The following is a 546-nucleotide window of genomic DNA, read 5'->3' on the forward strand; positions in this document are numbered from 1 at the left end:
GGCGCCGGCGGCAACATCGCGGCGGATGCGATCGCAAAGGCGGCGCCCGACGGTTACACGCTCGGCCTCGTCACCGGCGCGCATGCGATTTCCGCGGCGACCTACAAGAGCCTGGCCTACCAGCCGGCCGACAGCTTCGAGATGATCTCGACGCTGGTGTACTACGCGCTCGTCATCGCGGTGCGTAACGACTATCCGGCAAAATCACTGGGCGAGCTCATCACGATCGCCAAGGCAAAGCCCGGCTCGCTCAGTTTCGGATCGGTTGGTTTCGGCAGCACCCATCACCTCGCAGGAGAATTGCTCAACGCCACCGCCGGCGTCGAGATCGTGCACGTGCCGTATCGCGGCGATTCACAATCCATCACCGCGCTGCTCGGTGGAGAAATTCCTGTCATCGTCGGTACGCCCGTTTTGCTGGCCCCGCAAATCCAGAGCGGCGCGATCCGCGGCCTCGCGGTGACGTCGCCGGCACGCACCGCCTTGCTCCCCGATGTCCCGACGGTGCAGGAAGCCGGCATCAAGGGCTACGACGTGCGCACCTGG

1 protein-coding gene is annotated in these 546 nt (G+C 65.4%); it reads left to right on the forward strand.

Features of this window, described 5'->3' with window-relative positions:
• Positions 1-546: tripartite tricarboxylate transporter substrate-binding protein (locus MOV75_RS41345; protein ID WP_247008655.1), on the forward strand; the 546-nt coding region annotated here is incomplete at both ends.

Source organism: Bradyrhizobium sp. PRIMUS42, assembly GCF_023006515.1.
GTDB lineage: Bacteria > Pseudomonadota > Alphaproteobacteria > Rhizobiales > Xanthobacteraceae > Bradyrhizobium.